General features: G+C 76.3%; 8 protein-coding genes. 4 read left to right on the top strand and 4 right to left on the bottom strand.

Annotation, left to right across the window (positions count from 1 at the left end; genetic code table 11):
• Positions 1-191: 191 nt before the first annotated feature.
• Both PUR61_RS10420 and PUR61_RS10425 read right to left on the bottom strand, forming a co-directional pair.
• Positions 192-3,149, bottom strand: coding sequence for a helix-turn-helix transcriptional regulator (locus PUR61_RS10420; protein ID WP_329878079.1), 2,958 nt, complete (start codon positions 3,147-3,149; stop codon positions 192-194).
• Between the two features lie 111 nt (positions 3,150-3,260).
• Positions 3,261-3,659, bottom strand: a complete 399-nt coding sequence (locus PUR61_RS10425; protein WP_329878081.1) for a hypothetical protein — start codon at positions 3,657-3,659, stop codon at positions 3,261-3,263.
• A gap of 491 nt (positions 3,660-4,150) precedes the next feature.
• On the opposite strand from PUR61_RS10425, the gene PUR61_RS10430 reads away from it, so the two are divergent.
• Positions 4,151-4,633 carry a hypothetical protein gene (locus PUR61_RS10430; protein WP_329878083.1) on the top strand — a complete coding sequence of 161 codons (483 nt, stop codon included), beginning with the start codon at positions 4,151-4,153 and terminating at the stop codon, positions 4,631-4,633.
• A 105-nt stretch (positions 4,634-4,738) separates the two neighbouring features.
• On the opposite strand, the gene PUR61_RS10435 is transcribed toward PUR61_RS10430, so the two are convergent.
• Positions 4,739-5,770 (bottom strand): phosphotransferase, encoded by a 1,032-nt coding sequence (locus PUR61_RS10435; protein WP_329878085.1) that lies wholly within the window; start codon positions 5,768-5,770, stop codon positions 4,739-4,741.
• 492 nt (positions 5,771-6,262) lie between these two features.
• Here PUR61_RS10435 and PUR61_RS10440 point away from each other — a divergent pair, with 492 nt between their 5' ends.
• The 3 genes from PUR61_RS10440 to PUR61_RS10450 all read left to right on the top strand — a co-directional run bounded on the left by PUR61_RS10440 (position 6,263) and on the right by PUR61_RS10450 (position 13,399).
• Positions 6,263-9,091 carry an AfsR/SARP family transcriptional regulator gene (locus PUR61_RS10440; protein WP_329878087.1) on the top strand — a complete coding sequence of 943 codons (2,829 nt, stop codon included), beginning with the start codon at positions 6,263-6,265 and terminating at the stop codon, positions 9,089-9,091.
• A 241-nt stretch (positions 9,092-9,332) separates the two neighbouring features.
• Positions 9,333-12,137, top strand: a complete 2,805-nt coding sequence (locus PUR61_RS10445; RefSeq protein WP_329878089.1) for an AfsR/SARP family transcriptional regulator — start codon at positions 9,333-9,335, stop codon at positions 12,135-12,137.
• A 200-nt stretch (positions 12,138-12,337) separates the two neighbouring features.
• A complete protein-coding gene (locus PUR61_RS10450; protein ID WP_329878091.1) occupies positions 12,338-13,399 on the top strand; it encodes a phosphatidylinositol-specific phospholipase C domain-containing protein in 1,062 nt (353 codons plus the stop codon).
• A gap of 118 nt (positions 13,400-13,517) precedes the next feature.
• Here the strand turns inward: PUR61_RS10450 and PUR61_RS10455 are convergent.
• Positions 13,518-14,701: DUF7507 domain-containing protein (locus tag PUR61_RS10455; protein ID WP_443035145.1), on the bottom strand; the 1,184-nt coding region annotated here is incomplete at its 5' end.

Below are 14,701 nucleotides of genomic sequence, written 5' to 3' on the forward strand. Positions count from 1 at the left end.
GGCCACTCCAGGGAACCGGTCCGGCCGGGCCGGATCAATGCGGAGGACTACCTATCGACGCGGGTGAACGCTGGGGGAGCCGTCCGCGAAGGCGCCGTCCCGCCGGCCGTCCCGCCGGCCGCACCGCCCGTCGCCCCGTCCGCCGCCCACCCGCCGACCGCAGGTGCCCGACGTGCTTCGGGCGCCGCAGGTCAGACCTGCACGCCGTCCGCCGAGCCGCCCCCGATCTCGTCCGCGTCGGCCTTCGCGAGCGCCCGCGCCGTCTCGGCGCGACTCGTTCCCAGCTTGTGGAGCACGTTCGCCACATGGTGCTCGACGGTCCGGGGCGAGAGGAACAGGGCCTGGGCGATGTCCTGGTTGACGGCGCCCTGGGCGAGGAGTTCCGCGACCTGCCGCTCCCTCGGTGACAGGCGCTTGCCGTAGCCGCGGCGTCCCGGCGAGCCGGTGTTGCCGAGGTCGAGGTCCCGGCGGAGCTTCTGACAGCGGGCGGTGTCGGAGGTCGCCGCGACGTCGAGGTAGACGCGTTCCGCGGCGGCGATCCGCTCGGTAGCCCGGGTGCGGTCGTGGGGGGCGAGCGCGGCGGCGATCCGCTCGTCGGCCCGTGCCGCCTCGTACGGCCGGCCGATGTCGTGCCACTGGTTCCGGGCCCGGGTGAACGCCTCGTCGGCGCCGGGCTCGCCGCTCGCGCTGAGCAGGAGTCCCCGGGCGAGGTCGAGGGCCGCCGAGACGGCGGGCGCGGCCCGGCCGGTGAGGGCGTCCGCGGCCTCCTCGGTGACGGCCGCGGCGCGGGCGTGGCCGTCGGTGGCGATGAGCGCCTCGACGGCGACCGGCAGCAGTTCGGCGGTCCGGGCCCAGGCATCGGCCTGACGCGCGGTGGTGAGGGCGGGGCCGACCGTGGCGGCGGCGGCGACGGCGTCGCCCTCCAGCAGTTGCAGGCCGGCGAGGCCGGCGGCGGCGCGCAGGGCGGCCGTGACCTGGGACTCCCGCTGGCCGTACCGGCCGGCGATCTCGAACTCCTCGCGCGCCAGGGCCAGTCGGCCGCGGGCGGCGGCCAGCCGTCCGAGCAGCAGGGAGCGTTCGGCCCCGGCCATCGCCAGGTCGTCGAACTCCGCGCCCAGGGTGTCGAAGCGCTGCTCCAGCTCCTGCCAGCGGCCGGCCAGCATGTCCAGCCGGATCAGCGCGAGGCGGCTGTAGCACTCCAGGTACGGGATGGCCGCCTGCCGGGCCAGTCGCCGGCTCTCGGCCAGCAGGTGTGCGGCCCGGCGGTCGTAGCCGAGCTCGATGCCGATCTCACCCGTGTTGTAGAGCGCCCGGGTGGTCTGCCGGACGACCTCGGGGCGTTCGGAGGACCGGGGCAGTTCGTCGAGCCGGTCCCACACCGCCGGGTCGCCGTCCCGGGCCATGAAGGTGAGTGAGGTGGCCCGCACCGCGGCGGCCACGTCCTCGTCCGGACTGGTTGCCAGGAGGCCGTCGGCCCGCGCCAACCAGTCCGCCGCGTGCCGGCCGGCGCCGTCGCGCTCGTCCATGGCGATCGCGACCATGGCCCGGGCGGCCCGGCTGGGGCGTTCCTCCAACTCCTCCAGGGCTTCCCGGATCCGGTCGAACCCGGCCCGGTTGCCGCTGTGGACGGCGGTGAGGAACCCGAGGGCGAGACGGATCTCGCCGCGGTCCGCGACCGGCAGCCGGGGATCGGCGACCATGCCGCTCAGGACCTGGATGCTGGCCGCAGGGTCCACGTCGTCGGCCGCGATCCGGGCCAGGGCCAGCGCGGCCCGCCCGCGCCGCTGCGGGTCGAGCCCCGGCTCGTCCAGGAGGCTGCGCAGCATCGCCCGGGCGCTGCCCGGGTCGCCGAGGGCCACGGCCTGGTCGGCGGCGGCCTGCGCGAGGTCCTGCCAGGCGGGGCGGTCGCCCATGGCCAGCGTGTGGTGGGCGATCTGGACCAGCGGCCGGGGGGTCCGGGTGTCCAGGGCCTTGACCGCCCGGCGGTGCAGGACCCGGCGCTGCGGCCCGGGGACGCGCCGGTAGGCGACCTGCTGGGCCAGCACGTGGCGGAAGGCGTAGCGGTCGGGGGCGCTCTCCTGGAGGACGGCCGCGTGCAGGGCCTCCGTCAGGCCGTTCGCGCCGTCGGCGGGGCCGAGGCCGGCGACGGCGGTCAGCAGGTCCTCGTCGGCGGGGACGGCGAGGACGGCGGCGGCGGCCACGACGGCGTCGCCGGCGCCGCTGAGACGGGCGAGCCGTTCGGTGACGGCGTCGCGCAGGCCCTGCGGCACCTCGCGCCGGGCCAGCCGGGCGGCCAGGTCGGCGGCCGGGTCGGCCCCGCCCGGCCGGCTGCCGGTCCGGGTCTCGGCCAGGGTCTCGGCCCGGGGCCGTTCGGCGATGGCGAGCAGGTCCTCCTCGGCGGTCAGGGGGAGGCCCTGACTGCGGTCGAAGAGCACACGGGCGAGGTCGGGGGTGGCGCGCGGGCCGAGCGCGGCGCGGGCGAGCTCGTGGACGTCCGGCTCGGTGAGGGGGTCCAGCCGGATCAGCGCACCGGCCACGCCGGGCGGGCGCCGGTAGGCGGCACCGAAGGCCGGTGCGTCGGGCGGCATGTCCTCGGCGCGGTAGGTGACCGCGAGGGAGAGCCTCGGCGGCATGTCGCGGGCCAGCTGGAGCAGCAGGTCGCGGGTGGCGTCGTCGGCCCAGTGCAGGTCCTCGATCACCAGGACGGCGTCGTCGAGTGCGCCGAGCAGCGCGCGCAGGCCCTGGACCAGCAGGTGGCGCCCGGAGAGCAGGCCCTCGCCGCCGGACGGTGCGGGGGGCAGGTGCGGGGCCAGGTCGGGCAGCACCCAGCGCAGCGCCCCGGCGCTGGGCGGGAGGTCTCCGGGCGGGGGCAGCAGGGCGGCGGCGTCCCGCAGGGCGTCCACCACGGGGCCGAACGGCAGCGGTTCGCGCAGCGGGTGGCAGAGTCCGCCGAGCACGGCACGTCCCGTCCCGGCCCGGGCCGCGACGGCCTCGGCCACCAGTCGCGACTTGCCGATGCCGGCCTCGCCCTCGACGACGAGCACGGCCGGCGGGCGGGACAGCGCGTCGCACGCGAGGGCGAGCTCGTGGTCGCGGCCCACCAGGGCGAATCCGGAGCCGTGGGCGGCCGGCGGCTGGGGCCGGCTCATCGCCGTGCTGCCGCGGGGCGGTCGTGGCGCTCGGCGTATCCGGTCTGGGCTGGCATGACCCCTATGATGCCTCCGCCCCGGTCGGGCGCGTCGGGTGGGCCCGGGTGCACGTCACCCCGGCAGGCCGGCCGGGACTCCGCCGGGGGTCCGGCGTCCGGGGCGCACGACGCGTCCCGGTGTCTCGACGACCTCGCAGCCCGCGCGGGCCAGCCGTGCGACGGTCGCCGCGGCGGTGCGGTCGTCGAGCGAGAAGACGAACGGCCCGGGGACGAGGACGACGTCCACCCAGCCCTGCTCGGCCGCCGTCACCAGCTTCTCCAGGGCGGGCAGCGGGCCCCTGGCGGAGCGGCCGTGGTCGGCGTAGACGTCCGGGAACGGCAGGGCCAGCCGGACGGCCAGCATCTCCATGGCGGTGCGCACGTACTCCGCCTCGCGGGTGTCGTAGGGCTGGCACCGCAGGTACATCGCGGGCCGTCGCACCGGTCCCGCCGGCGTGCGGGCGTCGTCCATGCCGTTCACCTGGCCTTGTTGTCGTGGAGCGCGTCGTGGGGCGTCGGGACGGGACGGCGGTGCCGGGCGTGCGATGCCGTCGGTGGCCCGGCAGGTCCGTGGGCCTGTGAGCCCGCCACCTCCTGACTCGTGTCCGCGCCGACCGCAGTGGCCACGGCGACCGCTGTGGCCGGTGCGGCGCCCGGGGCGATGATCCAGCGGACCTCCGGAATCGTGCGGAGAACAATGCGGGGGAGTACCCATCTCTCGGTCCGTGTCCTGGTGGGCGGAGGTTCCCCGGGCCGGCGCTCCGACCCCGCCCGCGGTCGCACCCGGTGGTTTTCGGTCACGCATGCGGTGCCCGGTGACCGTTTTTCCGGCAGGGGAGGCGATGTGGGCGGCCGGCGCCGGTTTCCGTGGCAGTATCGACGTTGCGATGTGACATATCACATTGTGTTCGAAGGGTGTCGGCCCCACACGGCATGCCTAGCCGACCCTCAGGAGAGAAACCCGTGAAGCGAACCGCCCTCGTCCTCGCCACTGCCCTCGCCCTCGCCGGTCCGCCGGCTGCCGCAGTGGCCGCCCCCGCCACTGCCACCACTCCTTCCGTCGGCGCCTCGGCCCCGACGGCCGCCGGTCAAGCCTCCGGGACTGCCGCGGTGACGTCCGGCTGCGGGCCCGCCGTCATGATGATCAACAGGCTGAACTCCGTCTGCGTGACGGTCGACGGCACCTCGGTCAGTGTCTACGGGAGCAGCGCGCAGCTGATCCCCGGGCCCGGACGGAGCTTCCTCTACACGGTCTCCCTGGCCGTCGTCGGCGGAGCGGGGCTGGGGACCCGCAGCGGCTCCACCTACCTCGGCGCCGGAACCGGCTACGTCAGTGGCCCGAAGGCCGAAGCCCCGTGCGGGTCGACGGTCCGGGCGTCCTTCTCGCTGACGGACTTCGGCACCCCGCCGCCCGCGTCGACCGTGGACGTCCCCGTCACCTGCTGATGCCGGTGCTGCGCCCGGGTCGCCCCGGTCCGCCGCCGCGCGGCCCGGGGCGCCGGGGCCCGGACCGCCGCCGCCCGGGGCCCCGTCGGCCCCTGCGGCGGCCCGTCACCGCCCGCGCGGACCCCGACCCCGACCCCGACCCCGACCCCGACCGGGTCCGGGTCCGGGTCCGGGTCCGGGTCCGGGTCCGGGGTCCAGTCCGGGGAAGCGGTCGGACGTGTGGAGGCCGGACGCGTCGAGAAGGCCGCGGAGCAGCGGAGCGAACCGGGGGATCACGGCGTCGGGCGGCCGGGGCCGGTACGCGACGGTGTCGTGGACGCGGACGGCGACGCGCAGGGCGGGCCAGAAGCTGTCGGACACCTCCGCCGTCGCCCCGTACCCGGCGGCGGCCGCGTCGACGAGCCGCTGCCAGACCTCCGGCGCACCCGCGCCGAGCGACCACCGCAGCCCGATCAGCTCGCCCACGAGCCACCCCAGGTCGGTCGCCGGCGGGGCCAGACAGAGATCCTCGCCGATGAACACCGCGGCCGCGCCTCCCGGCCCGCCCGGCAGCAGTGAACCGAGTCCGGGTGCCCCGTGGCAGAGCACCCCGTCGTCGCCCGGGGCCAGGGCGGCCGAGCACCCCCGGATCAGGGTGTTGTGGCGCTGTGCGCCCAGTGCGTCGCGCAGCAGTTCCGCGCCGGGAACGGGCGAGTCGTCGGTGAGCCAGGCGTGCAGCCTGCGCAGGGCGCGGGAGGGGGCGGGCGGCGGGGTCCCCGGCGGCAGCGGTGTGCGGTGCAGACGGGCCAGCAGCGCGCCCAGGCCGGTGACGGCGTCCACGAGGGCGGTGGGCGGAGCGCCGTCCGCCCTCCGGTCGCCCGGCAGCAGGAGTCGGGCCGCGCTCAGCGGGCTCCGCGCGGAGTAGTGGCGGTGCCCCCGGCCGTCCTCCTCCCCGAGGAGCCAGCCGGTTCCGGCGGCCCGGTCGGTCCCGGGGACCGCGGGCAGGCCAGCGAGCAGCGCGGCCGTTCCGGGGGAGACGGCCGCGAAGGGGGACGGCGCGTCCGGGCCCGGCGCGCGCGACCAGCGGTAGCCGTGCACGGTCCGGCGCACGGTGGTCCGGAGCAGGCCCGTACCGAACTCGACGGCTTCAGCGACCACGGCCCGCCCCTCGGGCCGCGCCGGACGCTCCGTCCGCCGCAAGGGGCGGGGCGCCGGCGGCACCCCCGTGACCGCCGGCGTCCCCACCCCCGCGGGGCCCGGTCCCCCCGCCGGGCCCCGTTCCTCCGTGGGCGCCGCCCCCGTCGGCGCCCCCGCCCCCGCCACCCCCGGACGAGTCCGGGCCGCCTCCGCCCCCGCCACCCTGCCGCCCCTGTCGTCCTGGACGGTGAAGGCCGTTCTGCACGGTTTCCTCCTGTGGTGTGCGGGGCGGTCGTCCGGCGCCTCGACGCGCGCCGCCGGACGGTGGTGCGACCGCGGTCCCGGGCCGGTGTGGCAGATCCGAATCTCGCAGCCGGGACTTGCCCGGACCTTGCGAGGGGTGTTGAACCCGCAGGTCGGCGCCGATGTCGCGTTCCGGCGGCGATGGCTACGCTTGCCACGGGCGGTCCGCTCCCCACCATGATTCCGCTCGAAAGCAAGGAGATTGACGACATGTCAGTTCGGATCCGCTTGCTCGGGGGCGTCGAGGTGCTGATCGGCCGGCGGGCCGTCGACTTGGGGCACCCGCGCCAGCAGTGCGTGCTGGTGGCCCTGTTGGCCGACCGTGACGCCTGCGTGACCGCGGAGCAGCTGCTCGAACGGGTCTGGGGCGAGGCCCCGCCCCGTGGTGGCCGGAGCACCCTCTACAGCTACCTCTCCCGGCTCCGGCAGGCCCTGGAGGGGTCCGACGAGGCCAGGATCGAGCGCCGGGGCGGCGGGTACGCGGTCGACGTGGACCCCATGGCGGTCGACCTGTACCGCTTCGCACGCTGGACGGGCGAGGCGCGGACCGCCGAACCCTCCCGCGCGAGGCTCCTGTTGGAGCAGGCGGTGGCGCTCAGACGCGGCACGCTGCTGCCCAGGATCGACACGCCCTGGCTGAACGAACTGCGGACGCGGCTCGACGAACGGCACCGTACCGCCGAGGCCGACCTGATGGACCTCAGACTCGACTGCGGCGAGCACGCGGAGGTGCTCGGCGACCTGCAGCGACTCGTGACGGGCCACCCCCTCGACGAGGGCCCGGCGGGCCGGTTCATGCTCGCCCTGTACCGCAGCGGACGCCAGGCGGACGCACTGGAGCACTACGAGCGCACCCGGAGGGAGCTCGCGGAACAACTCGGCGTCGAACCCGGTCCGGAGCTGCGCCGTCTGCACCTGCGCATCCTGGCCGCCGATCCCGCCCTGGAGGCGCCGAGGACGGAGCCGGCCCCGGTGGCCGCCGCGCCGCCGTCCGCCGAGCCGGGGTTCGTCGTGCCGCGCCAACTGCCCTTGCGGCCGGACCGGTTCACCGCCCGGGAGGCGGAGCTGGAGCGGCTCGGTCCGCGTCGGGGCGAGGGCGCCCGCCCCGTCCTGGCGGTCACCGGGGCGGGCGGGATGGGCAAGACCTGGCTGGCTCTGCGCTGGGCCTACGACAACCTGGACTCCTTCCCCGACGGCCAGTTGTTCGTCAACCTGAAGGGCTTCGATCCCTCCGAACCCCCGATCCGGCCGCAGACCGCCCTGCGCGGCTTCCTCGAAGCACTCGGGGTCGCCCCGCACGCCGTGCCGACCGACCTCCACGGGCAGACCGGCCTCTACCGCAGCCTGACGGCGGCGAAGCGGATCCTCGTGGTGCTGGACAACGCCCACGACACCGAGCAGGTCCTCCCCCTCCTGCCCGGCGGCCTCGGCTGCACCGCCCTGGTCACGAGCCGCCGTCGACTGCCCGGCCTCGTCGTGGCGCACGGAGCGCACGTGCTGACGCTGGGCGCGCTGTCCGGTGAGGACTCCGCCCGGCTGTTCGGCAGCCACCTCGGACACCCGCGTCCGGAGGCCGAGCGGGCCGCCACCGACCGGCTGCTCGCGCTGTGCGGAGGGATGCCCCTGGCGATCGGTGTCCTCGCCGCGCGGGCGGCCGACCGGCCCGAACTCGCCCTGTCCGCGCTGGCCGAGGACCTCGGCCGCGTGCGCAACACCCTCGACGCGTTCGGCGCCGGCGACGGTGACACGACCGCCGACGTCCGGGCCGTCCTCACGTCCTCCTACCGGACGTTCGGCGGGCCCGCGCAACGGCTCTTCCGCCTCCTCGGCGCGCACCCCGGCCCGGACGTCTCCCTCGCCGCAGCCGCCGCGCTCGTCGGCGAGCCGGTTCCGGACGTCCGTCCGGTGGTCGCCGAACTCGCCCGCGCCCACTTCCTGACCGAGGACCGCCCGGGCCGGTACACCCTCCACGACCTGGTCCGGGCCCACGCCCGCGAACTCGTCGCCGGGGACGCGGACCGCGACGGCGCCTTCGACCGGCTGGTCGACCACTACCTCCACACCGCGCTCGCCTGCGACAGCCTGCTGAACGTCCACCAGGACACGCCGCCGCTGCCGCCGCCGCAGCCCGGCTCGGGCCCGTGGCGGCCGGCCGACGAGCGGGCCGCCCATGCCTGGTTCGCCGCCGAGTACCCGGTGCTGGGCACGCTCGTGCAGCAGGCCGGCGGCACCCGGTCGGGCGCCGGGTCGGGCATCCGGCCGGGTGCCCCCACCTGGCAACTCGCGAGCACCCTGAGCACGTTCCTCGGCAGGGGAGCACGGTGGCACGACGTGCTGGCCGTGTTCGAGGCGGCGCTCGACGCCGCCACGGCCGCCGGCGACCGGGCCGAACAGGCCCGCGCACACCGCGAACTGGGCTGCGCCACCATGGAACTGGGCCGCCACGACGAGGCCCTCGCCCACCTGGAGGAGTCGGTCCGGCTCTGCCGGGCCCTCGGGCGGCCGGAGGCCGAGGGGCATGCCGAGCTGCACCTGGGATACCTGTGGGAGGTCCGGGGGGACCAGGAACGGGCCCTGCGGCACGACCTGCTCGCCCTCGACCTGTTCGACACGGCCGGAGACGGCATCTGCCGGGCCAGGGCCCTCAACGCGGCGGGCTGGGACTACGCGCAGCTCGGCCGCTACGCCGAGGCGGCCGACACCTGCCGCCGGGCGCTGGACTACCACCGGGAGGTGGGCGACCACCGGGGCGAGGCCAACGCCCTGGACAGCATCGGATTCGCCCTGCAGGGCCTGGGCCGGTACCCGGAGGCCGCCGACTGCTACGAGCGCGCCCTGGTCATCAACCGCACCATCGGCCACCGCTCGAACGAGGCGCAGAACCTCGAACACCTCGGTGATGCGCACCACGCGGCGGGCCACGTCGCCGACGCGCGCGCCGCCTGGCAGGAGGCGGCCGAGGTCCAGACCGACCTCACCCACCGGCTGGACGACGTGGCCCGGCTCGCCGCCAAGATCCGGGACTGCGTCCCGGCCTGACCCGCACGACCTCCTCCCCGCACGACCTCCTCCCCGCACCCCGATCCAGGGCACCCCGATCCACGGGCGCCCCCGACCGACGGCCGCCGCCGCCACCCCGACCCGCCGCACCCCGCCGCCGTCCCTGCCGCCCCGTCACTCCGCCCGCGGCGGAAAACGTCGGGACCGGGCGGAGAACCCGGGCGTTCCCGGCACGGGCCGGGGGCGCCGGGCTAGGGTTCCACCGGAGGGGGCGGTCGGGATGACGGTGGAGTTCGGGGTACTCGGCACGATCGAGGCACGCGTCGCGGGCCGCCCCGCCGACGTGGGACACCTGCGCCAGCGCTGCGTTTTGGCCGCGCTGCTCGTGGACGCCAACCGGGCGGTGCCCGCCGACGAACTCGTCGAACGGGTCTGGGCGGGCAGGGCCCCGCAGCGGGCCATGGGCACGCTGTACAGCTACCTGTCCCGGCTGCGCCGGGCGCTGGACAGCGCGGGCACCGAGGTGCGGATCGGACGGCAGGCCGGCGGCTACGTCCTGGAGGTGGAACCGGGCGCCGTGGACCTGCACCGCTTCCGTCTGCTCGCCGCGCGGGCCAGGGCGTCGGACGGCGAGCAGGCGGCGGAGCTGATGCGGCAGGCGCTGGAGCTGTGGCGGGGGGAGGCGTTCGCCACCGTCGACACCCCGTGGTTCCACGAGCTGCGCCGCAGCCTGGAACAGGAACGCTTTTCGGCCGAACTCGACGGCACCGACCTCTCGCTCCGCAACGGCCTGCACGGCGAGGTGCTGCCCGCGCTCACCGCCCGCACCGCACAGCACCCGCTGGACGAGCGGCTGGCCGGTCAGCTGATGCTCGCGCTGTGCCGCAGTGGCCGCAGCGCCGACGCCCTGGCCCACTACCGGAGGCTGAGGCGCAGACTCGCGGAGGAACTGGGGGCCGATCCCGGCCCGGCGCTGATGCGGCTGCACCAGCAGGTCCTCACCGACGACCCCGGGTTGGCCGCCCCCAGGCCGGCCCCGCGCGCCGTCCCCGGTCCGCCCGCCGTCCCCGTGCCGCGCCAGCTCCCCGCCTGTCCGTCCTGGCTGACCGGCCGCGACCGGCAACTCGCGGAGCTGGACGGGGCGCTGTCCGCGCCGCACCCGCCCGGCGACACGGTGGCGGTCTGCGCGGTCGGCGGCAGCGGCGGGATCGGGAAGACCTGGCTGGCCCTGCACTGGGCGCACCGGAACCTCGACCGCTTCCCGGACGGCCAGCTGTACGCGGACCTGCGCGGCTTCGACCCGTCGGGGGAGCGACTCGCGCCGACCGTGGCGGTGCGCGCCTTCCTCGACGCGCTGGGGGTGTCCTCCGACGCCGTGCCCGCAGCCGCGCAGGAACAGGCGCGCCTGTACCGGAGCCTGGTCCAGGGCCGGCGGATGCTGATCGTGCTGGACAACGCCGCCGACGCCGAGCAGGCCGCCGCGCTGCTGCCGGGCAGCGCCACCTGTGCGGTGCTGGTCACCAGCCGCCGTCGGCTGGCCGGTCTGCCGAGCGCCCACGGCGCCCGGCTGCTGACCCTCGACGTGCTGGCCCCGCCGGACGCCCGCGCGTTGATGCTCCGCCACCTGGGGCCGGCCCGCGCCGAGGCCGAACCGGCGGCCGTCACCGCCCTGCTGGAGCACTGCGCGGGCCTGCCGCTGGCGATCAGCGTGGTGGGTGCCCGGGCGGCCGCGCACCCCGACTTCCCGCTGGCCGTGCTGGCCGAGGAGCTCAGGGACGAGTCGGCGCGACTGGACGCCCTGGACGCGGGTGACCTGACGGCCGACGTGCGGGCGGCGTTCACCGTCTCCTACCGCGCCCTGGGTGCCGGGGCGGCCGAGGTGTTCCGGCTGATCGGCCTGGCCCCGGGGCCGGAGATCGGGACGGCCGCCGTCGCGGCGCTGACGGCCTGGTCGGCCGGCGCCGTACGGACCGCGCTGCGGGAACTGGAGAACGCGCACCTCGTCCGGCAGCCCGCGCCAGGTCGCTACCGGCTGCACGACCTGGTCCGCCTCTACGCGGCCGAACGCGCACGCCAGGAGCCGGACGGCAACGACCGGGCGCTGCTGCGGCTGATGGACTTCTACGTGCACACCGCCGGATTCGCCGCCGAGCGGCTGGATCCGCACCGGGACCGGGTGAGCCCGGCGCCCGCCGGGCCCGGCGTCACCCCGGAGGAACCGGCGGACCACGGCGCGGCCCTCACCTGGTTCACGGCCGAGCACGCCGTGCTGCTCGGCGCGATCGACCGCGCGGTGTCGGCCGGTCTGGACGCGCACGCCTGGCACCTGGCGTGGGCCCTGGAGACGTTCTTCGACTTCCGCGGACACTGGCACGACTGGGCGGCCACCCAGCGGACCGCGCTGGAGGCGGCCCGGCGGCTCGACGACCCGGCCCGGCAGGCGGGGGCCCACCGCAGCCTCGGCAGCGTGCACACCCAGATGGGTCGACCGGACGAGGGCCACAGCCACTTCCGGCACGCCCTCGACCTCTACCGGCTGATCGACGACCGTACGGGCCAGGCGCACACCCACCGCGGTCTGGGCTGGGTGCTCGTCCAGCAGGACCGGCAGCGGGACGCGCTCGGCCACGTCGAGCAGGCGCTCGCCCTGTACCGGCAGACGGGCCACGCGGGAGGCCAGGCCCGGGCCCTGAACAACGTCGGCTGGCTGAACATCATGCTCGGCGACCACCGCACGGCCCTCGACCACTGCGTCCAGGCGGTGCGGCTCAACCGGGAGATCGGGGACCGGCACGGCGAGGCGGGCGCCTGGGACAGCCTCGGCCACGTGCACCACCACCTCGGCGACCACACCGAGGCCGTCCACTGCTACCGCCGGGCCCTGGAGCTGGACCGGGGCTTCGGTGACCGGTACGGCGAGACGGAGATCCTGGGCCACCTCGGCGACACCCACCTCGCCGCGGGAGACCGGGACGCGGCCCGGCAGACCTGGCGCCAGGCCCTGACGATCGCCGAGGAGATCGGCCACCCGTCCACGGACGAACTCCGCGGCAAGCTCGCGGGCCTCTCCGCCGCGCAGCCCTGAGGGCACCCGGACCCGACCTCCCGCCGCACCGCAGCACCGCCGTACCGGCGCCACCCCGCCCACCGTCCGCGGCGCCGCGGATGGTACGGTGCGCAATCCTCACGAACGTGTCGTGCCCCCTTCACCTCGGTGCCGGCCGGATGCGTCATGCTCACTGCGGCGGGGCGTCCGCCGACGCGCTCTGACAAGGGGACAGACACGTGGCCGACCGCCGCTCCCTCACCGGCACCTTCTTCACCGGCCTGCTCGTCGCGGCCGCCGTCGTGCTGCCGGTCCGGCCGGTCACGGCTGCGGTCGGCCCCGGCGACCTCCCCTTCGGCTCGGCCACCACCGTCGGCCTGCACAACACCTACGACCCGGCGGCGTTCGGCTTCCTCGCCCAGGGGCTCGACACCGGCACCGGCATGATTGAGCTGGACGCCTGGACGGACACCGTCACCAAGGAGTGGAAGGTCAGCCACTCCAACCCGCTCGGCAACGCCAACAACTGCGTCAGCGCGAGCACCCCCGCCCAGCTCTACACCGGCGGGGGCGACAAGAACCTGGAGACCTGCCTGGACGACGTCCGGGTCTGGCTCGGTGCCCACCCCGGCGCCGGCCCGCTCGTCATCAAGCTGGAGCTCAAGGCGGGTTTCGCCGGCAACCGCGGCATGGGCCCCGCCCACCTCGACTCGTTGATCGCCGCTCACCTGGGCGCCGCCGTCCTGCGCCCGGCGGACGTGCTCGCCAAGCCCGGCGGCGGCTCGTACGCGACCGCCGACGAGGCGGTGCGCGCGGGTAACTGGCCGACCAGGGCGGCGCTCGCCGGGCGGGTGCTGGTGTACGTGATCCCCGGCTCCTTCGAGGAGGGCAACCCCTTCGACACCCTGCCCACCGACATCGAGTACGCGCGCCACCTGCGCGACCTGGCCGCGGCGGGCCGGACCGGCGAGGCGCGGATCTTCCCGGCCGTGCACGGCGCCGCGTCCGGAGACCCGCGCGCCAAGTACGCGGAGACGTCGATCCGGCCGTGGTTCGTGGTGTTCGACGGTGACGCCGCCGCCTACGCCGGCGGGATCGACACCTCCTGGTACGACGCGCGCCACTACCTCCTGACGATGACCGACGCCCACAAGGTCGCCCCGGCCATGAGCGCCACCGACCCCACCGCCGACCAGGCCCGCACCCGGACCGAACAGCTCGCCCGCGCCCACGCGAGCATCGTCTCCGGCGACTGGCGCAGGCTGCCCGCCGTCCAGTCCCTCGTCCTGACCCGCGGCTGACGGGTCCGGCGGTCGGCGGCCCACGTCGGCCGCACGCCCCGGATCCGGCCGGGGCACGTCGGGAGCAGGCCGGCCCGCTCCCGACGGTGCCGCTCAGGCGATCATTCGGGCGGGGTGATCACTCGGAGGGCCGGTGATCGTGGTTCCCCGCGACCGCCGGGCGGCGGCGCCGGGCTGCGACGACCAGCATCGGGGCGCCGGCGAGGAGCAGGGCCGCGCCCGTCGCGGCGACCGGGAGCAGGTCTCCGGCACCCGTCTCCGGCAGCGGCGCCGCGGGACCGTGCCCGGCCGGCGGCTGCGGGGCCGGCGGCTTGGGCCGTGGGCTGTGAGCCGGCTTCGGGGTCTCGGTCGGCTTCGGACTGTGGGTGGGCTTCGGACTGTGGGTCGGTTTCGGGGTGTGGGTGGGCTTCGGGCTGTGCGTGGGCCGGGGCGAGTGGGTGGGCTGCGGCTCGGCCCTGACCGTCACGGTCGCCGACGAGGGCGGCGAGGTGACCGTCGTGGGACCGGGGGCGACGGCCGTCGCGACGGCCGTGTTGGCGATGGCCTCCTGACCGAGATCGGCCTCGGTGACGGTGTAGGTGCCGGAGCAGGTGACCGAGCCGCCGGGAGCGAGCGGCGTGTCGGCGCAGGAGTGCACCGGGGTACCGCCCGAGCCGTTGAAGGCGGTGTCCACGACCTCGGGACGGGTGAGCGTGACGTTGCCGGTGTTGGTGAGGATCAGGGTGTAACTCACGACCTGGCCCGCGTGGTCGACCACCGCGGGTGCGGCGGACTTGACCAGGGTGAGCGCGGGCTGCCGGGTGGGCGTCACCGTCGCGGTGGAGGGCGGGGAGGTGACCGGGGGACCGCTCGGCGGGGTGGCGGTGGCGGTGGCGGTGTTGGTGAGCGTCCCGGCGTCGATGTCCGCCTGCGTCACGACGTACGAGGAGGTGCAGGTCATCGACTCCGCCGGGGCCAGGGTGGTGCCGGGACAGCTGACGGTCGGCGTGGTCCCCGCACCGGAGAACGAGGTGTCCGCGGCGGTCACCCCGGTCAGCGTGACGTTCCCGGTGTTGGTGACCAGGTAGGAGTAGGTGAGCCTCTGCCCGGGTGTCAGGGTCGCCACCAGCGTGGAGCGCCGGTTGTTGCCGCCGCCCCCGCCGGCGGAGGCGGTCTTCTCCAGGGTGAGGGACGCCCGCGGGCCGGTCACCGTGGTGGTGGAGGGCGGCGAGGTGACCGGCGAACCGGTGGGCGGGGTGCCGGTGGCGGTGGCGGTGTTGGTGAGCGTCCCGGCGTCGGCGTCGGCCTGGGTCACCGTGTACG

The sequence above is a fragment of the Streptomyces sp. BE20 genome (genome assembly GCF_036322525.1).
Classification (GTDB): domain Bacteria; phylum Actinomycetota; class Actinomycetes; order Streptomycetales; family Streptomycetaceae; genus Kitasatospora.